Annotated in this window: 16 protein-coding genes; 4 read left to right on the forward strand and 12 right to left on the reverse strand. The window is 66.6% G+C overall.

Annotated elements, in window-relative coordinates; genetic code table 11:
- Positions 1-168 precede the first annotated feature (168 nt).
- The 3 genes from HHL27_RS06065 to HHL27_RS06075 all read left to right on the forward strand — a co-directional run bounded on the left by HHL27_RS06065 (position 169) and on the right by HHL27_RS06075 (position 6713).
- Positions 169-2496, forward strand: a complete 2328-nt coding sequence (locus HHL27_RS06065; protein WP_169492480.1) for a TonB-dependent receptor — start codon at positions 169-171, stop codon at positions 2494-2496.
- A 17-nt stretch (positions 2497-2513) separates the two neighbouring features.
- Positions 2514-3908, forward strand: coding sequence for an alkaline phosphatase family protein (locus tag HHL27_RS06070; protein ID WP_169492807.1), 1395 nt, complete (start codon positions 2514-2516; stop codon positions 3906-3908).
- A 204-nt stretch (positions 3909-4112) separates the two neighbouring features.
- A complete protein-coding gene (locus tag HHL27_RS06075) occupies positions 4113-6713 on the forward strand; it encodes a TonB-dependent receptor (RefSeq protein WP_169492481.1) in 2601 nt (866 codons plus the stop codon).
- Between the two features lie 592 nt (positions 6714-7305).
- On the opposite strand, the gene HHL27_RS06080 is transcribed toward HHL27_RS06075, so the two are convergent.
- From HHL27_RS06080 to HHL27_RS06100, 5 genes are read right to left on the reverse strand one after another with little or no spacing between them, the layout of a single operon-like run.
- On the reverse strand, positions 7306-8487 hold the full coding sequence (locus tag HHL27_RS06080) for a glycosyltransferase (RefSeq protein ID WP_169492482.1): 1182 nt from the start codon (positions 8485-8487) through the stop codon (positions 7306-7308).
- A 9-nt stretch (positions 8488-8496) separates the two neighbouring features.
- Positions 8497-9054, reverse strand: a complete 558-nt coding sequence (locus tag HHL27_RS06085; RefSeq protein ID WP_169492483.1) for a DUF2141 domain-containing protein — start codon at positions 9052-9054, stop codon at positions 8497-8499.
- Positions 9051-9968, reverse strand: a complete 918-nt coding sequence (locus tag HHL27_RS06090; RefSeq protein ID WP_240959415.1) for a hypothetical protein — start codon at positions 9966-9968, stop codon at positions 9051-9053. The genes HHL27_RS06085 and HHL27_RS06090 overlap by 4 nt, the downstream gene beginning before the upstream one ends.
- Positions 9969-9980: 12 nt before the next feature.
- Positions 9981-11156, reverse strand: coding sequence for a glycosyltransferase (locus HHL27_RS06095; RefSeq protein WP_169492484.1), 1176 nt, complete (start codon positions 11154-11156; stop codon positions 9981-9983).
- 17 nt (positions 11157-11173) lie between these two features.
- Entirely contained in the window at positions 11174-11956 is a 783-nt protein-coding gene (locus HHL27_RS06100) for a DUF2334 domain-containing protein (RefSeq protein ID WP_169492485.1), read from the reverse strand.
- Positions 11957-12293: 337 nt separating this feature from the next.
- Here HHL27_RS06100 and HHL27_RS06105 point away from each other — a divergent pair, with 337 nt between their 5' ends.
- Complete coding sequence (locus HHL27_RS06105; RefSeq protein WP_169492486.1) at positions 12294-12962, forward strand: RBBP9/YdeN family alpha/beta hydrolase; 669 nt, start codon at positions 12294-12296, stop codon at positions 12960-12962.
- Here the strand turns inward: HHL27_RS06105 and glgX are convergent.
- From glgX to HHL27_RS06140, 7 genes are all read right to left on the reverse strand, one after another.
- Entirely contained in the window at positions 12942-14762 is a 1821-nt protein-coding gene (glgX, locus tag HHL27_RS06110) for a glycogen debranching protein GlgX (protein ID WP_169492487.1), read from the reverse strand. The two genes, HHL27_RS06105 and glgX, sit on opposite strands and share 21 nt — an antisense overlap.
- Complete coding sequence (locus HHL27_RS06115; RefSeq protein ID WP_169492488.1) at positions 14759-16387, reverse strand: alpha-D-glucose phosphate-specific phosphoglucomutase; 1629 nt, start codon at positions 16385-16387, stop codon at positions 14759-14761. The genes glgX and HHL27_RS06115 overlap by 4 nt, the downstream gene beginning before the upstream one ends.
- Positions 16384-17826 (reverse strand): glycogen synthase GlgA, encoded by a 1443-nt coding sequence (glgA, locus tag HHL27_RS06120; RefSeq protein WP_169492489.1) that lies wholly within the window; start codon positions 17824-17826, stop codon positions 16384-16386. The genes HHL27_RS06115 and glgA overlap by 4 nt, the downstream gene beginning before the upstream one ends.
- A complete protein-coding gene (glgC, locus tag HHL27_RS06125; RefSeq protein ID WP_169492490.1) occupies positions 17823-19085 on the reverse strand; it encodes a glucose-1-phosphate adenylyltransferase in 1263 nt (420 codons plus the stop codon). Before glgC ends, glgA begins: the two co-directional genes overlap by 4 nt.
- Positions 19082-21265: a 1,4-alpha-glucan branching protein GlgB gene (gene glgB / locus HHL27_RS06130; RefSeq protein ID WP_169492491.1), complete on the reverse strand. Its 2184-nt coding sequence runs from the start codon at positions 21263-21265 to the stop codon at positions 19082-19084. Before glgB ends, glgC begins: the two co-directional genes overlap by 4 nt.
- Before the next feature lie 9 nt (positions 21266-21274).
- The gene (locus tag HHL27_RS06135) at positions 21275-23698 is read right to left on the reverse strand and encodes a glycogen/starch/alpha-glucan phosphorylase (protein ID WP_169492492.1); all 2424 of its coding nucleotides are present in this window, start codon (positions 23696-23698) and stop codon (positions 21275-21277) included.
- A 322-nt stretch (positions 23699-24020) separates the two neighbouring features.
- Positions 24021-26021: a TonB-dependent receptor plug domain-containing protein gene (locus tag HHL27_RS06140; RefSeq protein WP_169492493.1), complete on the reverse strand. Its 2001-nt coding sequence runs from the start codon at positions 26019-26021 to the stop codon at positions 24021-24023.
- Positions 26022-26132: the final 111 nt, after the last annotated feature.

Below are 26132 nucleotides of genomic sequence, written 5' to 3' on the forward strand. Positions count from 1 at the left end.
AGATAAAAGCATCCAAAACGTTCGATGGATTGGAAAAGTGAATTTTGCTGCCCGATGACCCAGTTCTTTTGGGCTGACTTCAAACGGTCACCGAACTGGAACCTGCGTGCAACGCAAGGCGGCTAGCGGCCCCAGCGCAGAACTACTGCGCATGAGGGGTACTACATAATGCGTCTTGGACTTATCCTGCTCGCCGGCACCGCGCTTTCCGCCAGCGCTCCCGCGCTCGCCCAGGAGCAGGCCGCTCCTGCCGCCGAGGACGCGGGCACTTCGCCTGAAATCGTCGTGTTCGGCCAGGGCCAGACCCGCCAGGTCCAGCAGCTGTCGAATGCCGACATCGCCATCCTCGCCGCCGGGTCCAGCCCGCTGAAGGCGGTCGAGAAGCTGCCCAGCGTCAACTTCCAGTCGGCCGATCCGTTCGGCGCCTACGAATGGTCGACGCGCATCACCATCCGCGGCTTCAACCAGAACCAGCTCGGCTTCACGCTCGATGGCATTCCGCTGGGCGACATGAGCTATGGCAACTACAACGGCCTGCACATCAGCCGCGCCATCAGCCCCGAAAACATCGCCTCGACCACGGTCAGCCAGGGTTCGGGTTCGATCGACACGCAGTCGACCAACAACCTTGGCGGCACGCTTGAATTCACCTCGATGGACCCGGCCGCGATGCTCGGCACCGCCAACCAGGCGCTGGACTTCAACGCCACCGCCGGTTCCGACAACACCTATCGCGGCTTCGTCCGTGGCGCGATCGGCAAGGCTGATGCCGCGCGCATCATGGCCTCGTTCGCCTATGGCACCGCCGACAAGTGGAAGGGCGATGGCAAGCAGCGCCAGTGGGCGGTCAACGCCAAGGCGATCGTGCCGGTGGGCAACGTCGATTTCGAAGGCTTCTTCAGCCACTCCGACCGCGCCGAGCAGGATTATCAGGATCTCAGCCTCGAGATGATCAATCGTCTCGGGTACGATTGGGACAACTTCGGTCCGGCAAATTATCAGCTCGCGCTTCAGGTTGCCGATATCGCCGCCAACCGGGGCGACAGCGGCACCACCCCGCTCAACCCCGCCGCCGGAACCACCTATCCGGGCAAGATCAAGTCGGTCGACGATGCCTACTACGATGCCTCGGGCCTGCGTCGCGATACGCTCGCCTCGATCGGGCTGAAGGCGCCGATCGGCGAGAACGTGACCTTCAAGCTCAAGACCTACCTGCACAAGAACGAAGGCCAGGGCACTTGGGGCACGCCGTATGTCAACAGCCCGACCGGCGTGCCGATGGCCGTGCGTACCACCGAATACGACATCGACCGCAAGGGCGTGTTCGGCAGCCTCGCCTTCGACGTCGCCTTCAACAAGCTGACCGCCGGCGCCTGGTACGAAAACAACGATTTCGAACAGGCACGCCGGTTCTACGCTTACGAAAGCCGCTCGAACCCGGGTCGCGACCACCTGAAGTTCATGCGCAATCCGTTCTTCACGCAGTGGGACATCGCCTTCAACACGAAGACCTACCAGTACTTCGTCGAAGACGAGATCAAGCTGGGTGATGCGACGATCAGCCTCGGCTGGAAGGGCTTCAAGGTCGACAACAAGGCCCGCGCCATTGTCGCGGGTGGCCGCACCGTGGGCGATCTTTCGACCAAGGACTGGTTCCAGCCGCATGCCGGCGTGAACTACAGGTTCGGTGGCGGGGTCGAAGCCTTCGCCGGCTTCACGCAGGTGACCCGCGCCTTTGCGTCGGCCACCACGGCGGGTCCGTTCTCTTCGACCCAAGCCGGGTTCGATGCGATCAAGCCCTACCTCAAGCCCGAACAGTCGGACACGTACGAGCTGGGCCTGCGCGTTACCGAAGGCGCGTTCCGCGGCGTGCTTGGCGCCTACCACGTCGATTTCCGCAACCGCCTGCTGACCATTCCGACTTCGGTCGGCATCGTCGGCGCGGCGAACGCGCTGCAGAACGTCGGCAACGTGCGTGCGCAGGGCATCGAGGCGAGCGGCGAATACAAGTTCGACTTCGGTCTCTCGCTGTTCGCCTCGTACAGCTACAACGACAACACCTACCGCGATAACGTCGTCGTCCGCGACAGCGCCGGCAATGTCACCAGCACGGTGCTGACCCGGGGCAAGACGGTGGTGGATTCGCCCAAGCATCTGGCCCATGCCGAAATCGCCTACGACAGCACTTCGGTGTTCGGCCGGATCAGCGTGAACTACATGTCGAAGCGGTATTTCACCTACACCAACGATCTCGTCGCGGCGGGCGATGGCAAGGGCTTCGTCCCCAGCCGCGCGCTGGTCGATGCCGCGATCGGCTATCGCTTCGATGCGGGCCTGCGCCAGCCGCTCGAAATCCAGGCCAACGTCACCAACCTGTTCGACAAGCGCTACATCGCCACGATCGGATCGAACGGCTTTGGCAACATCGGCGACAACCAGACCTTCCTGGCCGGGGCGCCGCGCCAGGTGTTCGTCACGTTGAAGGCTGGCTTCTGATGCGTCACAAGGAAGCGATGAACCATCGTCTCATCGATCGTCGCCTCCTCAAGAGCGCCGCGCTGCTTTGCAGCGCGGCGTTTCTTGTTGCCCCGGGGCTGTCTCTCGCGCGTCCCGTCCTGATGATCTCGATCGACGGGCTGCGTCCCGGCGATGTGCTCGAAGCGGACAAGCGCGGGCTCAAGGTGCCCAACCTTCGCCGCATGGTGAAGGAAGGCGTTTCGGCCACGGGCGTCACCGGCGTGCTGCCGACGCTGACCTATCCCAGCCACACCACGCTGATCACCGGCGTCGCCCCGGCGCGCCATGGCATCGTCAGCAACACCACGTTCGATCCCAGGCAGATCAACTATGGCGGCTGGTACTGGTATGCGCAGGACCAGAAGGCGCGCACGCTGTGGGACGCGGCACGCGATGCCGGGCTGACCACCGCCAACGTGCACTGGCCAGTGAGCGTCGCGGCGAAGTCGTTGACGTGGAACCTGCCGCAGATCTGGCGCTCGGGCCACGAGGATGACGCCAAGCTGGTCAAGGCGCTCTCGACCGAGGGCCTGGTGGATGAACTCGAACACGATTGCGCCGGTCCTTATGCCCAGGGCATCGACGAATCCGCCGATGGCGATGAAAACCGGGCACGGTTCGCCGCCGCGCTGATCGCCCGGCACAAGCCCGGCTTCGTCACCGTCTACCTTGCCGGGCTGGACCACCAGGAACACGCCACGGGTCCCGGCTCGCCAGAGGCGAATGCCGTGCTCGAACGGCTGGATGCGCTGGTGGGACGACTGCGCGATGCCGAACTCGCCGCGCATCCCGACGCCGCCATCGCGCTGGTCAGCGACCACGGCTTCGCCGCCACCGATACCGAGGTGAACTTTTTCCGGGCCTTCATCGATGCCGGGCTGATCACCCTCGATGCCGATGGCAAGGTCACCGGATGGGAAGCGATGCCGTGGAGCTCGGGCGGCTCGGTCGCCATCGTGCTGGCGCGGCGTGACGATGCGGGGCTGAAGGACAAGGTGCGGGCGCAAGTCGCCAAGCTCGCCGCCGATCCGCAGGCGCGCATCGCGACGGTGATCGAGCGGTCGGCGATCGCAGCGGCAGGCGGCAATCCGCAGGCAGACTTCTATCTCGATTTGCGCCCCGGCGCCGTTGCCTCGCCCTTTGCAGGCGCTTCTGCACCCTTCGTCCGGCCCGCCCGGGTCAAGGGCATGCACGGCTACTTCCCCGGCCTTGCCGACATGCGATCGACGTTCCTGCTGACGGGCACGGGTATTGCGGGCGGTGGCAGCCTTGGCGAAGTGGACATGCGCGCAATCGCGCCGACTCTGGCGCAGCTGATGGGTGCAAGCCTTCCCGATGCGCAATCCCGGTCACTCGACTTAAGTAAAATCGCTGTCAAAAACATGAAATGAAATTGTCATAATTGAAATCGTTCCGGCGGGGTTCCGAAATTTTTTATCGGAATTCCGCCGTAGTACGTTGAATCGTCACGGGACGGTCAACAGTCGGCAAAGAATGCTGCGATTTTCTTCGCCGTATGTAACACAACTGTCTTTGGCTGCGCCTAGTTGGGCCTCACCCGAGGGGGGAATTAACTCCTCGCAAGTGAGGGAACCATGACTTTCAATCACCAGATTCGCGCCGGCCTGCTGGTTGGAGCGGGCGCCATCGCGCTCGCCGCCAGCCCCGCATTCGCCCAGTCCTCGATCTCCGTCGCGCCCGCCGATGAACAGGCTGCCGACGTTTCGGGTGGTACGGGCAGCAACTCGGGCCTGACCGAAATCGTCGTCACCGCGACCAAGCGTGAAACCAACCTCCAGAAGACCCCGATCTCGATCTCGGTCATGGGCGCCGAAACGATCAAGGAACGCAAGGTCCAGAGCCTGCTCGACCTGGCCGACGGCGGCGTGCCGTCGCTGCGCGTGGCGACCTTCGAAGCCCGCCAGTCGGCGCTGACCATCGGCATCCGCGGCATCGTTCCGCTCGACGCCAACCAGCCCGCCCGCGAACAGGGCGTCGGTGTCTACATCGACGGCGTGTACCTCGGTCGCCAGCACGGCCTCAACACCGGCCTGTTCGACATCGAGCGCGTCGAAGTGCTCAAGGGGCCGCAGGGCACCCTGTTCGGCCGCAACACCGAAGGCGGCGCGCTGTCGCTTGTCTCGAAGACGCCGACCGGCGAATTCGGTGGCAGCATCGATGGCGGCGTGGGCAACATCGGTTCGCGCAACGCCGCGCTGCACCTGAACCTGCCCAAGTTTGCCGGCTTCTCGATCAAGCTCGACGGCGTGTACCAGCACCAGGACGCGATCACGAAGAACCCGCTCGCCGACCAGGCTGGCTGGGGCTACTTCAACCGCAAGGGCTTCCGCGCCGCCGTGCGCTGGCAGCCGGTTGACGGCGTGACCAACGATTTCTCGTATGACGTTGCCCGCGACGAGAACACCCCGTTCTACAGCCAGCTTCTGAACTACAACCCGAACAACTGCCTGAGCGGCGGCACCAACAGGGCGCCGATCGCCATTCCCAGCGGCAGCACCTGCGTGACGCCGGGCACCGCCTTCACCGGCACGCAGGGCACGATCAAGCCGCTGGCTCCCGGGATCGTGGTCAATGGCAACAGCCTGATGCGCACGGCCGACATCGGCGTTCCCCAGCGCAACAGCGTGGACAAGACCCACGGCTTCACCAACGTGCTGAAGTGGAAGGTCTCGCCCGAAGTCGAACTGCGCTCGATTACCGCATGGCGCGGCGTCGACGTGCAGCAGTGGGATAACTCGGGCGGCGCGCACCGCGTGCCGGTCATCAACTACACCACGGCCTGCACCGCCGCTGCTCCCTGCGCGTTCAGCCGCTACAGCCTGGCCGACCTGCGCCAGCGTCAGTTCAGCCAGGAATTCCAGGCTGTCGGCACCGTGGGTTCGGTCGATTACGTCGCCGGTCTGTACTACTTCAACGAACACGTCAGCGACGACGCGGCGACGCCGAACTCGATGGGCGTGGTCTATGTTTCGCCGACCGAAGCCAAGTATGTGACCATTCCGTTCTGCACCGGCAGCACACCCGCCTTCGTGGGCAAGGCTGTCAACGGCTGCTCGATCGACCGCGCCTCGCAGGTCACGTCGAAGAGCTACGCGGTCTACGGCCAGGCCACCTGGAACGCCACCGAAGCGCTGCACATCACGCTTGGCGGCCGCTACACCTGGGACGAAAAGCAGGGCGATCTGACCTGGTCGCGCAACATCAACTACGCCGTGAATACCGCTGCGGCGACGGCAAACGGCTACAACCGCCTCGACAAGAAGTGGCGCCGTTTCAACCCGATGGCGACGGTTGCCTATGACTTCAACGACGATGTCCACGGCTACGTCAAGTATTCGACCGGTTACCGCGCCGGCGGTGCCAGCTCGCGCACCTCGAACTACCAGGCGTTCAACCCGGAAGACGTGAAGAACTACGAAGTCGGCCTGAAGGCTGACCTGTTCAACCGTCACGCCCGCATCAACCTTGCCGCCTACATGATGGACCGCAAGGGCAGCCAGGTCGACCTTTCGACCATCCAGCCGACGGCGACGGGCAACTTCAACAACCTCGTCACCTTCAATGCCCCCGGCACCACCAAGATCCGCGGCATCGAGGCGGACTTGACGATCAAGCCGACCGAAGGCCTGAAGATCGACCTGTCCTATGCCTATACCTACACCGACATCCCCGCGGTGCCGGTGACGTATCGGGAATTCACTTCGGCCGGCGTTGCCACCGGCAACAGCACCACGGTGCTGCAGAAGTTCTACATCGTCTACACCCCGCGCAACGCCGCGAGCGCCGCGATCGACTACGAGTTCCCGCAGATCCTCGGCGGTGCCCGTCCGAAGTTCCACATCGATGCGAACTATTCGCAGGCGACGCAGAGCTTCGACCAGTTCGCGACGAAGGCCGATGCCAGCTTCATCGTCAACGCGCGCCTTTCGCTGCTCGACATCGGTCTTGGCGGCAACGCCAACAAGATGAACATCGGCGTGTGGAGCCGTAACCTGTTCAACAACCAGCTGGTCTATCGCCGCGACCCGTCGAACAGCCTGCCCGCCGTTCAGTCGACCGCAGCCAGCGGCGTGCCGAACGTTGTGGTGATCGGCAACAACGGCAACATCCTGGGTGACTACGGCAACTTCAACATGCCGCGCACCTTCGGCATCGACGCTTCGATCAAGTTCTGATCGAAAGGCCCGGCCGGCTCACCGGCTGTCCGGGCCCACCAAGTTCCACCCTGAGACTGGCGGCGGCAGGAGCGATCCTGTCGCCGCTTTTTCGTGATGAAGGGGTGCCCAAGTTGACAAAGTTGACAGACTTCTAAAGCAAAACTGCATTTTCCGGCCGGTGGCGCGCGCTGGCCGCGCAAGTGATTGATTGACTTGGCTTCAAGGAGCGGGGCGCGCAGATTTAGCGCCGGTCCGGGTTGTAGGACAGTCTTCCCGGGATCAGGACATTGCAAGTTGCGTATGCAACAGGGTATCTGCTCTTGGGTCGAGGTGGCGGCTGAGGGGGCAAGAACGGTGCTTCGACAAGCTCAGCACGGGCGGGTTGGGGGAGTCCGCGGAGGGTCGCGAAAGCCTTCGACCAAACGCTTGGGCGTCCGAACTGGCGCGCACCCTTCCGCCGCGCCCGTCCGTCCGCCCTGAGCTCGTCGATTGGCTGCCCTAGGCCTTGCGGCCTTGCGCCAGGGTTCCCAAGAACAAGAGCGGTGCTTCGACAAGCTCAGCACGGGCGGGTGGGATACTGATGTCGACCCAAGCCCCGCGTGGGTGCGGTTCAGGCAGCGCGCAGGCCCTGGCGGTGCTGGGCGATGATCTTTTCGTAGCTGGCGAACAGCTCGGCGAAGTGATCGTCCATGGTGCGCGGGGGGGGCAGGTCGGCGCGGGGACCAGCGAGGCCCGCAAGCCGCTGGGTGGCGTAATCGACCACCGCATCGGCGGCGGCGGCGGCATCGGCGCTTTCGTAGATGAACCCGCCGGAGGTGCGCGCCTGGTCGGCGGCCCCGCCTTCGTCGGGCGCGATCAGTGGCAGCCCGCTGGCGCGCGCTTCGGCAGCGACCATGCAGAAGGTTTCGGCCTCGCAACCGTGGATCAGGGCATCGGCGCTGGCCATGACGCGGGCGAGTTCGGACCGCTCGGTGATCGGGGCGAGGATGCGGATGTGCGGGTTTTCGCCGATCTTGCGCTCGATCGCCTTGCGATCGCGCCCTTGTCCGGCGAGCACCATGCCGACCGGGGTGCGGGTGCCAGCCGCCGTTACCGCTTCAACCAGCATCGGCCAGCGCTTTTCAGGCGCGAAGCGGCCGACACCGAGCAGCAGCGTGGCTTCGGGAGGCAGGTCGGCCATCGCGAGCATGCCGGCGCGCAAGCCTTCATCGCGCAGCGTGGGCGAAAACACGCCGGGATCGACGCCCATCGGATTGGTGACGACGCGGGTGAGGCCCCCGGCCGTTAGCCGGTCGCTCAACCCCTGGCTGGCGCTGACGATCATGTCGTAGCGGGTGTCGAGCCGGAGCAGGTGCTGCCAGTAGCGATCGAACAGAGTGTCGATTGTGGGGCGCGTGGCGATCGGATCGAGCCAGCGGTAGGCATAGGCCGACAGGGGATCGGCATGCATGATCAGCGCGCGTGGCGCGGCGCCGGGCCAATCGGCGATGACCGAAGCGCTGCGCCAGGGCGAGGAGGCTTCGATGAAATCGGGCTGTTCGCGATCGAGCGCGGCATAGAGCCCGGGAATGTCGGAGAAGTAGCGATAGTTGAAATCGAGCGGGAACAGCGTGGATTTCAGCCAGACGATCCGCGCGTTGGGGCCGCGATGTTCGACATGATCGCGGCTGCCGGGCGCGATGACGACGACTTCGTGCCCCATGGCCGCACCGGCCTTGAGCTTGCGATCCACGTACGTGCGCACGCCGCCGCCCTTGGGCGCATAGAACGCGCAGACATCGACAAGTTTCATAGAGCTGGCTCAGCTCCTCGTGATCGGTCCCACCGATGCGAGGCCGTTACGGTAATTCAGCACGATGCGCAACGGGGTGGGGCCGTTGCCGGCCTGCGCGGCCACGCTGCGGGCCTTGGGCTTGGACCAGCCGAGCTTCGGGTTGCCCGAAAAGCCGATGCCATCGCGCGTCCAGTTGAACTTGCGGTTGCCATCGCGATCGTGAAGCAGCGTCACCGCGTAGGTGCCGGGGCCGGGCAGGCGCACGCACAGGCGCGGCACGGCGGCGGACGGGGTAGCGACTTCGACGCGGCGGAACGTCTTGCCCGCCATGATCAGCACGTTGTCATCGGCCAGGAAGTCGTTGTCGTTGTCGGGATAGACTTCGAGCTTGAGGCTGCCGGTGTGATCCTTGAGGCCGACGACTTCGACCATGAACGAGGGCCCGCTTTCGCCCGGGCGGCACTGGCCTTCTGCCTTGCCCAGATCCGGCGTCGAGCGCAGCGGACCGTTGCCGAGCAGGAGCGGCGCGGCGGCTGCTGCCAGCAGCGCGGGGGCGGCGGCGAGGAAGAGCGGGCGGATGGTCATGCGGTTCGTTCCCTTGCGGCGAGATCGATCAGCAGCAGGACGATGAAGATCGCCACGTGCATCGATATCGTCAGCATCGAAAGCATAGCGATCATGACTCCGGTCTTAACCTGCGCGCCCACGAGCAGCGCGGTGACCCCGGCAAAGGCGATATCCTTGTTGGGCAGGAAGGGCAGGCGCGAGAGCAGCAGGCGCACGGTGGAGAGCAGCAGCCAGGAACTGAGCGGCGCTTCGGGCAGGATCAGCGCCCAGGTGAGCGCGGTCAGCCCGGTCTTGAGCACGATGCGGCCGCAGTGCACGCCGAACACGAACCACAGATCGCGCGCAGGCAGGCTGAACAGGCCGTTGCGGAAGAACATGATCACCGCCGAGGTGGTGAGCACCAGACCCAGCGAGGCGGCCATGACATTGGCGCTGACGCCAAGGCCCAGCGTGCCGATCACCGGCCAGGTCAGCACCAGCATGATCACGGTCATGATATTGCCGGCAAGGGCGGAGAGGATGGCGACGTCCTTGACCGCTCCGAAGGGCGAGCCCTCCATCTTCACGTGGCGGCGCGCCCAGTCGTAGAAGTAGACTTCACCGATGTAGCCGAGCAGCAGTTCGTTGCCGACCAGCTTCTTCAGCAGCGGCAGGATCCCGGTATAGGGGATCTGCCACAGCCGGCGGAAGATCATGAAATCGCCGAGCGGGCTGAGGAAATAGCTGATAAGGAACACCAGCCAGATCAACGGGTTGGTGGGGAGGATCGACTGGACGATGCCCCAGTTGAGCTTGCGCAGCTCGATCAGCACCGCGATCAGGATCGCGGCGGAGATCGCAGGCCCCAGGTAGCCGCCCCATTTGCGGAGCAAAGACTGGGCGGGCTCGGCCGCAGCAGGCAGCGGCGGCTGGACGATCGAGGAGTCGGACATCGAATCGGACCTTTAGCGGAACTGGAAGCGCGGTGCGCGCGAAAGCGCCGCCGATGGACCGAGGTCCTCCATCGCCCGCAGGTAGCGGTGGGCAGCTAAATCTACGGTGAACCGGCGGGCTTCGGCATGGGCGGCCTCCGCCTGGAACGGGTGGTCGAGCACGGTGTCCATCGCCTGGGCCAGCGCCTGCGGATCGCGCGGGGGTACCAGTGCGCCGAAGCGGCCATGGCCCAGCAGCGAGGCCATCGACACGCTGCAATCGGTGGCGACGACCGGGATTCCGGCAGCATAGGCCTGAAGCACGACGGTGGGCAGGCCTTCGTAATCGGACGAAAGCACCAGCGCATCCGCGCGGGCGAGTTCGTCGTCGAGCGGGAAGGTGTGGCCGGGCAGGTGAACCCGCTCGGCGATGCCGAGGCGCGCGGCGCGCGCTTCGAGCGCGGCGCGCTGCGGGCCTTCGCCGCAGATCGTCAGGCGGTCACCGGCGCGTGCGATGCGGGCGAAAGCGTCGAGCAGGCCGAGGAAATTCTTCTGTGGCGCCAGCCGGCCGATCGCGAGGAAGCGGCGGGCGGGGCCAACATGCGCCGGGCGGGGCAGGGCGGCGAGGTGTTCGAGCTCCGCATTGGACAGGGCGGGGTTGTCGATCACCGGCACCTTGTCGGGCGCGACGCCCATCATCTCGGTGATCTCCTGGGCCATGGCCGGCGCGATGGCGACGATGCGGTCGAGCCGGCGGCCCTGGATACGCAGCCACAGGCGATAGAACGGCATGGCGATGCGCGGCAGATCGGGGCGCATCAGGTCGTTGCTGATCTTGGCGACGATCGGCGGGCAGCGGCGGCCCAGCAGCAGCTTCATCGCGACCGAGACGACGGTGTAGGAATTGCCCGCGCAGAACAGCACGTCGGGACGGTGGCGGCGGATCGCACCGGGCAGGCTGGCGATCATCCACAGCGTTTCGAGCGGGCCGGTGATGCCCGCACGATCGAGCACTTCGTAGGCAAGGCCCGGCCATTCGGCCCGCATGGCGCCCTGTTCGCGGCCCATGACGAGGCGGGCGTCGGCGCCCAGTTCCACCCACGCGCTGTGCAGGCGCAGCGCGACGCGCTCGACCCCGCCGGGCTCGAAGCTGTGCAGGAACGTCAGCACGCGCAGACCGCGTGACGCCGGAAGTTCTTCGCGAGCCATCGGTCCCCGTCCGCGCCTCAGCCCGAGGACCCGAGCTCGGCGTAGCGCGCCGGCGCGTGGCTGCGGACGAAGCGGGCAAGCGTGCGGTCGATGCTGTCCATCAGGGCCGGCACCGTAGTGTCGCCGGGGTGGACGGCAAGTCGCAGCGTCGGCAGCGCGAGCGGCAGCACCGTGCGCGCCAGGCGCGCGAAGGCGAGCGAACTGGCGATGCGGCCCTTGCTGCGGCTGGCCCAGGTGACGACAGGGCCGCGCGCGACGACTTCGCCGGTGGTGGGGCGCCACACCTTCATGTGGTCTTCGGCAAGCGGCAGGCCGAGGGCGCGCAGCGCGGCGTGGGCGCCTTCGCCATAGAGCCAGGCAGGGGCGATGAAGCCGGTGACCGGGCGGCCGAGGATGTCTTCCAGCAGGTCGCGCCCTTCGCGCATGCGCACCAGCGCTTCGGACGGGGGCAGGTTGAGGAATTCGCCTTCGCCCGCGGTCATGTGCTTGCCCTTGAACCCGGCGAGCCCTTCGGTGGCGGGCGTTTCGTCGCGATGGGACCAGCCGTGCAGGAACATCTCGATACCGGCATCGGCCCAGCCGCGCAGGCGCGTGGCAAAGGCGGCGTTGCCGGCGATCGGGGCTTCGCGCCAATGATCGGGGATCACCAGCATGGCAAAGCGGGCGGGGCCGGTGTGCCGCTCGATCAGTTCGGCAAGGCGATCGACCTGGCTTTCCGAGCGCGGCGAGACGTCGTGGATCGAAACCAGAAGGCGCCGCTTGTCGCTGTGTGCAGGGGACGGTGAGGCCGTTCGATCCAAGTTTCGACTATCCGCATGACGGGACTTTTCCCGGCGCTCTGGCGCGTTGGCGTCAGGTGGCGGGGGCGGTCCGATCTTTCAAGTGCCGGAAAAAGGCCCATGCCGGCTGAAGCCCGTGATGCGGCGCGTGCTGCAGGGGTGTGCGTTCCCGGTTCCGTCGCGCGGCCTGTCGCAAGGGGGCCAATTTTGCAACGATTATTTGCGCCGCTCGGTCTGGCGAGGATACCGCGCGGGTGGTCGCAAGTTCATTGTCTATCGCAAAGGTAGATATATGTTGAGAGCCTTAGTCGGGACGTAAACCGAGTCGACCGGCCGCTTCTTCGATGGAGACGATGCGATGGCCTTCGAACAGACACATGCAACCACGCGCGACCCGGTGATCCTGACGGTTCCGGGGCTGGGCAACAGCGGCGCGGGCCACTGGCAGACGCGCTGGGAAGACACCCTGCCGGACTGCCGGCGCGTGGACCTGGGGCTGTGGGACGATCCCCACCGCAACACCTGGGTGAACAAGATCAACCTCGCGGTCGAGCGTGCCGAGCGCCCGGTCGTGCTGGTGGCGCATTCGCTCGGCTGCCATGCGGTGGCGTGGTGGGCCGAGTACGAGCGGCTTTCGGGCGGTGGCAGCCTTTCCAAGGTGATTGGCGCGCTGCTGGTCGCGCCGCCCGATGTCGAGGACACGCCGATCGATCGCCGCCTGACCCGCTTTGCACCGGTGCCGGCAGGCGAACTGCCGTTCCGCAGCGTGCTCGTCGCCAGCCGCGACGATCCGTACATGCCGTTCGGGCAGGCGCGGGCGCTGGCGCGGCAGTGGGGCGCGAGCTTTGCCGATGCGGGCGCGGCGGGCCACATCAACGCGCGGTCGGACCTGGGCGACTGGACGTTTGGGCGACTGCTGCTCAACCGGCTGCTGCCGCGTCCGCTGTCGCTGGACGAAGGTCCGGCGCGCTATGGCACGGGCGAGCGCCGGTACATCGATCCGGCGCTACGCCGACTGGGCGCCTGACGGGCCAGCCAGCGGCACCGCACGGGGACCGGCGCGATCGATGGCAAAGCCATCGATGCGCGCCGGTTCGCTGCCGTCCGGTCCATCGTGTTGCCACCGCACGCTGGTGGTCGATGGGCTTTCCCACAACTCCGCCGTCATCGGCGCGCCATCGGGCGTGAGCCAGCAGCCGTCCTCGGGGAATGCGACCGCGTAGGTGCAGCGGTCGGCCCGCCATGCGGCAAGCGCGGCAACATGGTCTTCAAGCGCAAGGTCGCGGGCCTGCCAGTCGATCCAGGTCAGTTCGTTGTCCTGCGCATAGGCATTGTTGTTGCCGCGCTGGCTGCGGCCGAATTCATCGCCCGCGGTCAGCATGATCGTGCCGGTCGAGATGAACAGCGTGGCCAACATGGCGCGCGCGAAGGCAGCGCGGGCGGCAAGGACGGCCGGATCGTCGGTGGGGCCCTCGATGCCGTTGTTCCAGCTGAAGTTTTCGCCGTGCCCGTCACGGTTGCCCTCGCCATTGGCGTGGTTGTGGCGGTGTTCGTAGGCGAGCGTGTCGGCGAGGGTGAAGCCATCGTGCGCGGCGAGGAAGTTGACCGAGCGGGAAGGGCCCTTGCCGAAAATGTCGGCCGAGCCCGCCAGCCGCGTGGCGAGCGCGCCGACGCCTTCATCGCCGCGCCAGAAGCGGCGGACGTCGTCACGGAAGCGATCGTTCCATTCGAGCCAGTTCGCCGGGAACGCGCCCAACTGGTAGCCGCCGGGGCCGATGTCCCATGGTTCGGCAATCAGGATGCGGTCGGCGAGCAGCGGGTCAGCGGCAATCTCGGCGAAGATGGGCGCGTGGCGGTCGAAGCCGGGCGAGCGGGCCATCACCGGTGCCAGATCGAAGCGGAAGCCATCGATGCCGCAATGGCGCACGAAATGGCGCAAGCTATCGAGCGTCAGGGCGCGCACCGCCGGGTTGGCGAAATCGAGCGTGTTGCCGCAGCCGGTGTCGTTGACCAGGCTGCCATCGGGCGCGTGGGCGTACGTATCGTTGTCGAGCCCGCGAAAGCTGAGGATCGGGCCCAGCACATCGCTTTCCCCGGTGTGGTTGAACACCAGATCGAGCAGCACGCCGATCCCGGCGGCGTGGAGCGCGGCGACGGTATCGCGCAGTTCGGCAACGCCGCCCGGGCACAGGCGCGGATCGAGCGCCATCGGCACGACCGGGTTGTAGCCCCAGGCGTTCGACAGACCGAGCGGCGGCAAGTGGCGTTCGTCGATCCAGGCGACGATCGGCATCAGTTCCACCGCGCTGACCCGCAGCTTGCGCAAGTGCGCGATCACCGCCGGATGGGCGAGCGCCGCCACGGTGCCGCGCTGTGCCTCCGGTATCTGCGCATGCAGCATGGTGAAGCTGCGCACGTTGATTTCGTAGATCAGGCCGCCGCGCGTGAAATATGGCGGCGCCGGCGGTGCTTCGGGCAGGGGGCCGGTGACGCGCGCCTTGGGCACGATCGCGGCGGTGTCCGCGCCATATGTCGACAGGCGCGGGTCATAGGCGAAGGGCCGATCGAGTTCGACCGCGTGGGGATCGACCAGCAGCTTGGCGGGATCGAACCACAGTTCGCGTTCGGGCGCCCAGACGCCATCGGCGCGAAAGCCGTATAGCGCGCCCGTCAGGTTGCCGGGAAGGACGATCTCCCACCCGGGACCGCTGCGCGCCATTTCGAAGCGGCGCTCCTGCCCGCCGTCGAACAGGCAGAGCCACACCGCTTCGGCGCGGGGCGCGCGGACCGAGAAGCGGGTCTGGCCCTGTTCGACCGTGGCGGTCACGTCACCACGTCGGGCGCGGTGCGGCCGGTGTGGCGGGCGATGCCGGCAACGGCTTCGGCGGCGGCGATCAGGTCGGCCAGCGCATCGGGCGTGTCGCGATCGAGCAGGCCTTCGGCCGGTTCGTAGCGCTCTAGGTAGACGCGCAGCGTGGCGCCTTCGGTGCCGGTGCCCGACAGGCGGAAGACGATGCGCGAACCGCCTTCGAACAGCACGCGCAGGCCCTGGTTGGCGCTGGTGGAGCCATCGACCGGATCGAGATAGGCGAAGCTGTCGGCGCTCGCCACGACCAGCGGGCCGAAGGACTTGCCGGGCAGGCCCGGAAGCGCGGCGGTCAGCTCCGCGATCAGGGCGTTGGCCGTATCGGTGGGCAGGCCTTCGTAATCGTGGCGGGCGTAATAGTTGCGGCCGAAGCGCTGCCAGTGTTCGCGCGCGATGGCATCGACGCTCTGCCCGCGCACGGCGAGGATGTTGAGCCACAGCAGCACGGCCCACAAGCCGTCCTTTTCGCGCACGTGGTCGCTGCCGGTGCCGGCGCTTTCCTCGCCGCAGATCGTCGCCATGCCGGCATCGAGCAGGTTGCCGAAGAACTTCCAGCCGGTGGGGGTTTCGAAGCAGGGCACGCCCAGCGCCTCAGCCACGCGGTCCGCCGCCGCGCTGGTCGGCATCGAGCGGGCGATGCCTTTCAGCCCCGCGCGATAGCCGGGGGCAAGGTGCGCATTGGCGGCAAGCATGGCGAGGCTGTCCGACGGGGTGACGAAGCGGCCGCGCCCGACGATCAGGTTGCGATCGCCATCGCCATCCGATGCCGCGCCGAAATCGGGGGCGGCGGCAGAGAACATCAGGTCGAACAGCGCCTTGGCATGGACCATGTTGGGATCGGGGTGATGCCCGCCGAAATCTTCGAGCGGAACGCCGTTGCGCACGGTGCCGGGCGCGAAGCCCAAACGCTTTTCAAGGATTTCGACCGCATAGGGGCCGGTCACCGCGTGCATCGCATCGAACGCCATGGTGAAGCCCGCAGCGACCTTGGCGCGGATCGCGGCGAAATCGAACAGCGTTTCCATCAGGTCGGCATAGTCGGCCACTGGATCGATCACAGACACGGTCATGCCGCCGACCGCGACAGAACCGCAGGTGTCCAGATCGACGTCGGGCGCCTCGACCGTCAGCCAGCGGTCGATCACTTGGGTGCGGGCAAAGATCGCGTCGGTCACGCCTTCGGGGGCGGGCCCGCCATTGGCGATGTTGTACTTGATGCCGAAGTCTTCGTCCGGGCCGCCGGGGTTGTGGCTGGCCGAAAGGATCAGCCCGCCGCTTGCGCCGTACTTGCGGATCACGTGGCTGGCCGCGGGCGTCGACAGGATGCCGCCCTTGCCGACCAGCACCTGGGAATAGCCGTTGGCGGCGGCGATACGGATCGCCTGCTGGATGACGGTACGGTTGTAGTAGCGCCCGTCGCCCCCGATCACGAGCGTCTTGCCGGTGACCGGGCCTACGACGTCGAACACCGACTGGATGAAGTTTTCGGCATAGTTGGCCTGCGCGAACACGCGCACTTTCTTGCGCAGGCCGGAAGTGCCGGGCTTCTGCCCTTCGTAAGGCGTGGTCGCTACGGTCGTCGTCATCGGTCCTCCACCAGCGCGGCGTAGAGATCGGCATAGGCGTTGCCGCTGCGGCTCCATGAAAAGTCGCTTTTCATCCCGGCGCGCTGCAGGCCGCGCCAGACGTCGGTTTGGCTATAGAGTGAAATGGTCCGGTCGATCGCATCGGCGAGCGCGGAGTAGTGCACCGCGTTGAACTGGACGCCGGTGGCCGCGCCCGCCGCCAGCGCGGCGAGGTTGGCATCGACCACGGTATCGGCCAGCCCGCCGGTGCGGCTGACCACGGGCACGCAGCCGTAGGCGAGGCCATAGAGCTGGGTCAGGCCGCAAGGTTCGAAGCGGCTGGGCACCAGGATGGCGTCGCCGCCCGCCTGCATGCGGTGCGACAGGGCTTCGTCATAGCCGATGCGCACCGAAACCTTGCCCGGGTGGCGCGCTGCGGCGGCGTGCAGCGCGCCTTCCAGTGCGGCATCGCCAGAGCCGAGCACCGCGAGCCGGCCGCCGAGGCCGACGAGGTGGTCGACCACTTCGAGCAGGACGTCCATGCCCTTCTGCCAGGTGAGGCGGGTGATGACGACGAACAGCGGGCCATCATGGCTATCGAGCGCGAATTCGGCTTCGAGCGCGCGCTTGTTGGCGATGCGCCTGGGTAGCGTGCGGACCGAGAAGCGCTGGGCGAGCGCGGGATCGGTTTCGGGGTTCCATTCGGCCGTATCGATGCCGTTGACGATGCCATGGACGCGCGCGCCCCGGCTGCGGATCAGGCCTTCGAGGCCCATGCCGAATTGGGCCTCGCGTATTTCACGCGCATAGGTCGGGCTGACGGTGGTGATCGCGCTCGCCGCTTCGAGCCCCGCTTTCAGGAAGCCGACGCCGCCGTGATATTCCACCCCGTCGAAGGCGAACGCCTCACGCGGGAGGGCGAGACCGCCGAAGATATCGGCGCCGTAATGGCCCTGGAAGGCCATGTTGTGGATGGTCATGACCGAAGGCAGCGAAACGCCATCGTAGCGCAAGTAGGCGGGCGTCATTGCCGCCTGCCAATCGTGCGCGTGGGCGAGGTCGAAGGCGAGGCCCTTGACCGCGCCGGCGGCGACCTCGGCGGCGGCGCGGGCGAAGGCGGCAAAGCGGCGCCAGTTATCGCCCCAATCGCGTCCGCCGCCATCGGCATAAGGTCCGCCATCGCGCGCGAAGAAGGCCGGGGCGTCCACGACGAGCAGCGGATGCGCGCCGAGCTTGCCCTTGATGAGCCGTGCCGGTTCGCCCAGCAGCGAAGGCCAGGTGTGGACAGCCTTGGCCTTTCCCAGCGCGGCCATGACCTTGGGATAGCCCGGCAGGATCGTGGTCATCTCCACCCCGTGCGGGGCAAGGGCGGCGGGCAGGGCGCCCGCCACGTCGGCCAGGCCGCCGGTCTTGATCAGCGGGGCGGCTTCCGAGGCGATCGAGAGGACGCGCAAGGTCACGCCAGCCTGTCGATCATCGCCTTGGTGATCAGGCACACGCCGTTTTCGGTGCGGCGGAAGCGGCGGGCATCGAGTTCGGGATCTTCGCCGACGACGAGGCCTTCGGGAATGCGCACGCCGGAATCGAGGATCACCCGCTTCAACTGCGCGCCGCGCCCGATGTTGCAGTAGGGCAGGATGACGCCTTCCTCCACCGAGGAGAACGAGCCCATCTTCACCCCGGTGAACAGCAGCGAACGCCGGGCGAGCGCGCCCGAAACGATGCAGTCCTGGCTGATCAGCGACGAGATCGCCATGCCGCGGCGGCCTTCTTCATCGTGCACGAACTTGGCCGGCGCGGCGACGACCTGGTCGGTCCAGATCGGCCAGTCGCGGTCGTACATGTTGAGCTTGGGCACCGTGTCGGTGAGATCGAGGTTGGCGTCGAAATAGGCATCGAGCGTGCCCACGTCGCGCCAGTATTCCTCGATTTCCTCGGCCGCGCGGATGCAGCTGTCGGTAAAGCGGTGGGCCACTGCCTTTCCGTGCTTGACGATGTAGGGGATGATGTCCCCGCCGAAGTCGCGGCTGGAAGCGGGGTCTGCGGCATCGCGCTGGAGCTGTTCGAACAGGAACTTCGTCTCGAACACGTAGATGCCCATCGAAGCGAGCGAATGCGCATCATCGCCCGGGATCGTCGGCGGATCGGCGGGCTTTTCGACGAAGGCGGTGATGGTCGATGCTTCGTCCATCGCCATCACGCCGAAGCCGGTCGCGTCCTTCTTGGGCACCACGAGGCAGCCGACGGTGACGTCCGCGCCCGAACTGACGTGCTGTTGCAGCATCAGTTCGTAGTCCATCTTGTAGATGTGGTCGCCGGCCAGGATGACCATGTACTTGGGCGCGTGGGCCTGGATGATGTCGATGTTCTGGAACACCGCGTCGGCCGTGCCTTCGTACCACTGGTGTTCGGACACGCGCTGCGATGCGGGCAGGATGTCGAAGCTTTCGTTGCGCTCGGGCCGCATGAAGTTCCACGCGCGGTTCATGTGGCGGATTAGCGAGTGCGCCTTGTACTGCGTGGCGACGCCGATGCGGCGAATGCCGGAATTGATCGCGTTCGACAGCGCGAAGTCGATGATCCGGCTGACCCCGCCGAAATAGACCGCCGGCTTGGCGCGATTGTCGGTCAATTCCTTCAACCGGCTGCCGCGTCCGCCGGCGAGCACATAGGCCATGGCATCGCGTGCCAGCGGCTGACCGATCGTCCTGTCCCTCATTCTTCCTCTCCGTTTCCGGCAAATTCGAACATCAGCGTGGATAGTCCCGGCAGGACGATGAGCGCCGCCCCGTCCTTTGCTTCGATGGACCCCAGGTTGCCCTGGCCCGATCCGCCGTAGTGCGCGGCATCGGAATTGAGCACTTCGCGCCATACGCCATCGTGCGGCAGCGGCAGGCGGTAATGGCCGTGGGTGGCGGGCGTCATGTTGCAGACGACCGCGACCGGGCGCGTGCCCGGCGCCTTGCGCACCCAGGCGAACACGCTGGCGAGCGCATCGTCCACGACCAGCCATTCGAACCCTTCGGGCTCGCAATCGCGGGCGTGGAGGGCGGGGCAGTTGCGATAGGCGCCGTTGAGATCGCGGACCCAGCGCTGGATGCCAGCGTGGGGTTCGTACTGCAGCAGGTCCCAGTCGAGCGAGCGCGCCTCGCTCCATTCGCGGCGCTGCGCGAATTCCTGCCCCATGAACAGCAGCTTCTTGCCGGGATAGCCCCACATCAGCCCGTAGTAGGCGCGCAGCGAGGCAAACTTCTGCCAGTCGTCGCCCGCCATCTTGTTGATCAGGCTGCTTTTGCCGTGGACGACTTCGTCGTGGCTCAGCGGCAGGACGAAGTTTTCGGCGAAGGCGTACATCAGGCCGAAGGTGATCTCGTCATGATGGTATCGGCGGTGGACCGGGTCGCGGGCCATGTACTTCAGCGTATCGTGCATGAAGCCCATGTTCCATTTGAAGCCGAAGCCGAGCGCGCTCGACCGCACCTCGCCCGCTTCGATCGGCAGCGTGACGCCGGGCCACGAGGTGCTTTCCTCGGCCACGGTCATCACGCCGGGGTGCTGGCCGTAGAGCGCCTTGTTCATGGATTGAAGGAAGCCGACCGCCTCCCAGTTTTCGCGCCCGCCCTGCGCATTGGGTATCCAGTCGCCGCCTTCGCGCGAATAGTCGCGGTAGAGCATCGAAGCGACCGCATCCACGCGCAGGCCGTCGACGTGGTACTGTTCGGCCCAGAACAGCGCGTTGTTGACAAGGAACGCCTCCACCTCGCGCCGGCCGAAGTTGTAGATCGCGGTGTTCCAGTCGGGATGGAAGCCCAATCGCGGGTCTTCGTGTTCGTACAGGTGCGTGCCATCGAAGCGTGACAGGCCGAAGGCATCGGTCGGAAAGTGCGCGGGCACCCAGTCTACCAGCACGCCCAGACCCGCCTGATGCGCGCCGTCGACGAAGCGGGCAAAGCCGGCGGGTTCGCCGAAACGCGCGCTTGGCGCATAGAGCCCGGTGGTCTGGTAGCCCCACGAGGGATCGTAGGGGTGCTCGGACACCGGCAGGAACTCGATATGGGTAAAGCCCATGTCGATGCAGTACGGGATCAACTGGTCGGCGAGGTCATCCCAGCTGTAGAATTCGGCCGTGTCTGGCTTGCGCCACGAGCCGGGATGGACCTCGTAGATCGAGACCGGTTCGCGCCGGGCATCGGCCTTGGCCCAATGCGCGCGGTGGGCGTCGTCGGCCCAGTCGGGCTTGCCGGGGCGCGCCACGATCGATGCAGTGGCGGGGCGCAGTTCGGCGGCAAAGGCGTAAGGATCGGCCTTGAGCGGCTGAACCGTGCCGTCGGGCCCCACGATCCGGTACTTGTAGGCGCGGCCCGTGCCGATGTCGGGCAGGAAGATTTCCCATACGCCGGTGTCGGCGCGCTTGCGCATCGGGTGGCGGCGGTGGTCCCAGTCGTTGAAATCACCGACCACCGCGACAAGGCTGGCGTTGGGTGCCCAGACCGCGAAGTGGACGCCGCTTGCGCCTTCATGGTCGATCGGATGTGCGCCCAGCTTGTCGAACAGGCGGAAATGCGTGCCTTGCCCGATCAGGAAATCGTCGGTGGGGCCGAGCACCGGGCCGAACGAGTAGGGGTCGGTGACGGACCACTGGTGGACGCCCGCGCTGCAGCGATAGCGCACCGGCTGCGGCTTGCCATCGACCAGTCCTTCGAACAGCCCGCGCGGATCGACCCGGGTGAGCGTCCCTAGCGCGGTGCCGTCGAGCGCGAAGGCCTGCGCCTCTTGCGCGCCGGGCAGGATGGCGCGGGCAAAGGCGCCCCCGGGCCCGGGATGGACGCCGAGGAGCGAGAACGGGTCGGCGTGCGTGCCTTCCAGCAAGGCTTCGATGGCACGCGCGTCGGGCTTCATGTCGACTTTTCAGACCCCCCAGATATCGCGCGCGTATTCGCCGATAGTCCGGTCCGAAGAGAACCAGCCGACGTTGGCGATGTTCCGCAAGGCACTGGCGCGCCACGCTTTTTGATTTTCCCAGCGCGCATCGACGCTGCGCTGTGCAGCGTGATAAGCATCGAAATCGGCGGCGACCATGAACCAGTCGCTGTCATAGAGCCCGCCCATCAGCGCGGTGTAGCGGTTGGGATCGTCCGGGCTGAACACGCCGCTGGAGATGGCGTTGATCGCCTGCTGCAATTCGCGGCTGCCTTCGATAACCGCGCGCGGGTTGTAGCCGGCGGCACGCTGTTCGAGCACTTCGTCGGCGGTCAGCCCGAAGATCACGATGTTGTCGTCGCCGACGCGATCCTTGATCTCGATATTGGCGCCATCGAGCGTGCCGATGGTAAGCGCCCCGTTGAGCGCAAACTTCATGTTGCCGGTGCCGCTGGCTTCCATGCCGGCCGTGCTGATCTGTTCGGACAGGTCCGCCGCCGGAATGATCCGTTCGGCAAGGCTGACGTTGTAGTTGGGCACGAACACGACCTTGAGCAGACCGCCGACCGAAGGATCGGAATTGACGCGACGGGCGATGTCGTTGGCGAGTTTGATGATCAGCTTGGCGTTGTGGTAGCTCGGCGCCGCCTTGCCGCCGAAGATCTTCACGCGCGGCACCCAGTCGCGTTCGGGGTGGCTGCGGATCTGGTCGTAGAGCGCGACCGTTTCGACCAGGTTGAGCAACTGTCGCTTGTATTCGTGGATGCGCTTGATCTGCACGTCGAACAGCGCATCGGGATCTAGCCGGACGCCGGTAATCTGCTTGATATGCGCGGCGAGCGCGACCTTGTTGGCGCGCTTCACTTCGGCGATGCGTTCGCCGAGCGCGGCATCGTCGGCCAGCGCGTTCAGGTCGGCGAGCTTTTCCGCATCGTCGAGGAAGGCATCGCCGATCGCGTCCTTGAGCACGCCGACGAGGCCCGGATTGCATTGCTGCAGCCAGCGGCGCGGGGTGACGCCGTTGGTCTTGTTGTTGATCTTTTCCGGGTACAGCGCGTGCAGGTCCGAAAAGACCGTCGACTTCATCAGATCGGTGTGGAGCGCCGCGACGCCGTTGACCGAATGCGCGCCGCAGAAGGCGAGATTGGCCATGCGCACGCGGCGTTCGCCGTGTTCGTCGATCAGGCTGATCGCGGCGATCTGGGCATCGTCCATGCCCGCCTTGCGCGCTTCGCGCAGCACGCGGCTGTTGATCGCGTAGATGATCTGCATGTGGCGCGGCAGCAGCCGTTCGAACAGCGGCAGCGGCCAGGTTTCGAGCGCTTCGGGCAGCAGGGTGTGGTTGGTGTAGGCGACGGTTTTGCGCGTCACTTCCCACGCTTCGTTGAATTCGAGCCCGTGATCGTCGACGAGGATGCGCATGATCTCGGCTACGGCGACGGCGGGGTGCGTGTCGTTGAGCTGGATCGCGGCCTTGTCCGGCAGGGTGCGCACGTCACCGTGATATTGCGCGTGGCGGCGCACGATGTCCTGGATCGAGGCAGAGGTGAAGAAGTACTCCTGCCGCAGGCGCAGCTCTTGGCCCGAAGGCGTGGAGTCTGCCGGATAAAGCACGCGGACCAGCGCATCGGCGCGCGCGTCCTCGACTAGCGCGCCGACGTGGTCGCCTGCGTTGAAGGCATCGAGGCGGATCGGATCGAGCGCGCGCGCGGTCCACAGCCGCAGCGTGTTGACGCGCTTTCCGCGCCAGCCGACGACCGGCATGTCATAGGCGCTCGCCTCGACGCGTTCGGCCGGCTTCCATTCGACGCCATCGCCGCGATCGATCACTTCGCCGCCGAAGCCGATGCGATAGGCGCTCTCGCGCCGGTCGAATTCCCAGGGGTTGCCGTGGCTGAGCCAGGTTTCGGGCAGTTCGACCTGCCAGCCATCGTCGATGCGCTGGCGGAACATGCCATTCTTGTAGCGGATGCCATAGCCGTAGGCGGGGATGTCGAGGCTGGCGAGGCTCTCCATGAAGCACGCGGCAAGCCGCCCGAGGCCCCCGTTGCCGAGCGCGGCGTCGGGCTCAAGGTCTTCCAGCTGCGACAGGTCGAAGCCGTGGGCGGCGAGCGCCTTTTCCATCTCGCGCGTGAGGCCCATGTTCGACAGCGCATCGCGCAGCAGGCGACCGATGAGGAATTCGAGGCTGAGGTAATAGACCCGCTTGCCGCCCTGGTCGTAGGTCTTGCGCGTGCTCTCCATCCAGCGGTCGATGACCGCGTCGCGCAGCGTGAGCACGGTGGCGGTGAACCAGTCGTGCGGCTTGGCCGCGCGCTCGTCCTTGCCGACGCGATGGCGCAGCACGTCGATGATGTGCGCGTCGATCTCGGCGGCTTTGGAGCCGGTGCTCAAGGGGATGTCGAGGCTCATGGCAATGCGCTCCACCTGGTGGGTCCGAAGGAGACGCAGGGGCGACGCCCTCCGCACCTGCGGACCAGTTGACCCGGCCTCTCAGTACGGCATTCGCCGCTCGTTCCCGTCATCGTGCGGCTGCCCTGGCAATGCGGCCGCACGATCCTCCCGGAACCGAGCCTAGGCGAGGCGTGGCGCGTTCCACAAGTCGCGATGCCCTGCGCATTGCAAAAAATCCCCCCCGCGTCGCAACATTCGTGCGCAACGCATGGCAAGGGCAGTGCCACGCCATCGCCAGCGTGGCGACGGGGAATACGTCTGCGGCCCAGGGCGGCAGTGGTCAGCGCATATCTATGCGCAGGCCCGCCCAGATCGTGCGCGGTGTGCCGAGGTCCTGCGTGGAGCCCGAATTGCGCGTGACGATGACCTCGTCGGTAAGATTTTCGCCCCGCAGCACGAGGCTGAAAGGACCGGCGAGCGGCACTTGCGCGAAAGCGTCGAGCGTGGTCGCCGGGGCAAGGGAGTCGCTCTGCAGGTCGTCCTCGTACTGCAGGCCGACGTGGCGCAGCGTAAGGGCCAGGCGCCAGCGTTCGGCCGGCTGCCAGCTTGCAGTGGCGCTCGCCGCCCAGCGCGGCGTCTGCGACGGGCGCTTGCCGTCGAGTGGCTGACCCGGCGCGCGGACATGCGCATCGGTATAGCTGAGCGAGCCGGCGAGCGAGAAGCGGCTGGCGGTGTAGCTGGCGCTCGCCTCGATCCCGCGGGCGTGGACGGCATCGACGTTCTGGCGCTGGCGCGTGGTCGCATCGATGGTGACGTTGGCGATCGCGTGGCGCACTTCGTTGTCGAAGGCGGTGAGGCCAAGCGTCACGCCTTCGAGCGGGCGCAGGTCAACCCCGCCTTCGAAGCCGAACAGTTTCTCGTTGCGCAAGTTGGCGTTGGCGAGCGTGGTGATCGGGAAGACGGTGAACTGGCGATAGAGTTCGTTGAGCGTCGGCTGGCGCAAGCCGGTGTAGACCGATCCGCGCAGATCGATCGCGCGGGTCGCATGGAGCAGCGCGCCGCCCCGGAAGCTGCCTTCCCAGCCCGCCCGGTCGGCATAAGTGGTCGAGGCGGGCTGGATCGCGCCGGCCAGATTGGTCACCTCGTAGAACCCGTTGCGGACCGACCAGCGATCGGCACGGGCACCGGCGGTCAGCACCAGCGGCCCGGCGGTCCAGTCGTCCTCCAGATAGAAGCCGACGTCCGAATTGGTGCCGCCGGCGCGGCGGTGGCCCGAAACCTTCCCGAGGCGGTAGGTATCCTCGATCGTGCGTCCTTCGGCGGAGCGCCAGTCGGCACCGAGCCGCAGGACGTGGCCGCCGCCGACCGGCGGGCGCAGCTCGAACTTGGCACCGGCGCCGGTCGAAGGCGTCTTGCGCTGGTCGAGCGTGGGCAGGAACGTCGTCGCACTGATCACGGTGTTGTAGAAATCGCGGGTCTGCAGGTAGGCGAGCGCATCGAACGCCCAGGCGCCGCGCCCGACGAGGCGCAGGCTGGCGTCCTGCCCGTTCATCCCGGTGTCGGCACCCTTGAATCGCAGCGTACGGTTGTCCTGGAACGCGGCGACGCGGGCCTGCAGCTCGATGTCGGGGGTGAGCGGCGCGACGGCGCGCAGCGAGGTGGACCAGCTATCGAAGCGGGCGCGGGTGGAGGCGGGGACCCGCTGGCTTGCAGGCGTGGTCCAGAACCCCTGTCCGCGATCCCACCGGCCCGATACCACCGCGAAACCGCTGCCGAGGCGCGGGGCGAGCGTACCCGAAAGCTCGCTCTCGCCGCGGTCATTGACGAGCGCGGAGCCGGTCAGCAGGCCGAGTTGGGCGGGCCCCGCGCTGGTCATCGCGATCGTGCCCGCAACCGCGCCCGCGCCGAATGCGCCAGAGCCGCCGCCACGGATCACGCTGACCCTGCCGAGGCGCTCTGGCGCGATGGCCGAGAGCGGGATGTAGCCGAAGAACGGATCGGCCATCGGCACGCCGTCCAGCAGCACCAGCGTGCGGCTGGTGGCATTGCCGCCCAGCGCGCGCAGCGTGATGCCTTGCGCCGAAGGGTTGGACGAGCGGCTGTCCGAACGGCGGAACTGCTGCACCCCGGCGGCAGCGGACAACGCATCGTCGATCCGGCCCGAAGCGGCGGAAAGCAGCCGGTCACGCTCGATCTGCTGGACGTCGTAGGCGGGGGCGGCTGGCGTGGCGGCCAGGCCTTCGCCGGTGACGACGATCTGCTGCGCCTGATCCTCCTCCGCGGCGAAAGCCGGCGTGGCGATGCCGGCCGCGATCACGGCAAGCGGAACGATGGGGCGCATGGAAATCCTCACGATGTTCTGGTCTTTGCGCCGGCCCTAGGCGGCGTGGACAAATTCCGCAACGCCACGGTTTTCCTGTAAAGGGCCCCGACAAGGAGCGAGGCCGCAGGT

Origin of the sequence: Novosphingobium olei (assembly GCF_012927405.1) — a bacterium.
Lineage (GTDB): Bacteria > Pseudomonadota > Alphaproteobacteria > Sphingomonadales > Sphingomonadaceae > Novosphingobium > Novosphingobium olei.

Excerpts from the sequence above, each read along its gene's own strand:
- HHL27_RS06090 (WP_240959415.1), bottom strand. The coding sequence starts at position 9,968 with ATGTCCGACTCCTCGATCGTCCAGCCGCCGCTGCCTGCTGCGGCCGAG.
- HHL27_RS06135 (WP_169492492.1), bottom strand. The coding sequence starts at position 23,698 with ATGAGCCTCGACATCCCCTTGAGCACCGGCTCCAAAGCCGCCGAGATC.
- HHL27_RS06115 (WP_169492488.1), bottom strand. The coding sequence starts at position 16,387 with ATGACGACGACCGTAGCGACCACGCCTTACGAAGGGCAGAAGCCCGGC.
- HHL27_RS06085 (WP_169492483.1), bottom strand. The coding sequence starts at position 9,054 with ATGACCATCCGCCCGCTCTTCCTCGCCGCCGCCCCCGCGCTGCTGGCA.
- HHL27_RS06080 (WP_169492482.1), bottom strand. The coding sequence starts at position 8,487 with ATGAAACTTGTCGATGTCTGCGCGTTCTATGCGCCCAAGGGCGGCGGC.
- HHL27_RS06140 (WP_169492493.1), bottom strand. The coding sequence starts at position 26,021 with ATGCGCCCCATCGTTCCGCTTGCCGTGATCGCGGCCGGCATCGCCACG.
- glgC (WP_169492490.1), bottom strand. The coding sequence starts at position 19,085 with ATGAGGGACAGGACGATCGGTCAGCCGCTGGCACGCGATGCCATGGCC.
- HHL27_RS06105 (WP_169492486.1), top strand. The coding sequence starts at position 12,294 with ATGGCCTTCGAACAGACACATGCAACCACGCGCGACCCGGTGATCCTG.
- HHL27_RS06075 (WP_169492481.1), top strand. The coding sequence starts at position 4,113 with ATGACTTTCAATCACCAGATTCGCGCCGGCCTGCTGGTTGGAGCGGGC.
- glgB (WP_169492491.1), bottom strand. The coding sequence starts at position 21,265 with ATGAAGCCCGACGCGCGTGCCATCGAAGCCTTGCTGGAAGGCACGCAC.
- HHL27_RS06070 (WP_169492807.1), top strand. The coding sequence starts at position 2,514 with ATGAACCATCGTCTCATCGATCGTCGCCTCCTCAAGAGCGCCGCGCTG.
- HHL27_RS06065 (WP_169492480.1), top strand. The coding sequence starts at position 169 with ATGCGTCTTGGACTTATCCTGCTCGCCGGCACCGCGCTTTCCGCCAGC.
- HHL27_RS06095 (WP_169492484.1), bottom strand. The coding sequence starts at position 11,156 with ATGGCTCGCGAAGAACTTCCGGCGTCACGCGGTCTGCGCGTGCTGACG.